Genomic DNA, 254 nt, shown 5'->3' on the forward strand with positions numbered 1-254 from the left:
CGGATGCTCGACCTTGGCCCGGATGCTGGCCTTGATGCGTTCGAGCTGGTCAATCAGGTCGTCGACCCGTCGGCTTTTGTCCAGCAGCTTGCGTTTGCCCGGGCGCATGGCGATGTTCCAGCGCACGGCCGGCCTGGGCATCGGGCCGCTTGGCTGCGCCCTGGTAGCCCGCGTCGCCCCAGGCCTCGGTTTCCTCGCCGTGCAACAGCGTGTTGGCCTCGATCACATCATTGACGTTGCCGGCTGTGCCGCGC

The 254-nt window shown here is 67.3% G+C and carries 1 pseudogene; it reads right to left on the reverse strand.

The features are described from left to right. Positions 1 to 254: pseudogene (locus tag JHD63_RS23680) on the reverse strand (IS5/IS1182 family transposase); the annotation flags it as partial.

It is taken from the genome of Xylophilus sp. ASV27 (assembly GCF_016428875.1).
Lineage (GTDB): Bacteria > Pseudomonadota > Gammaproteobacteria > Burkholderiales > Burkholderiaceae_C > Xylophilus.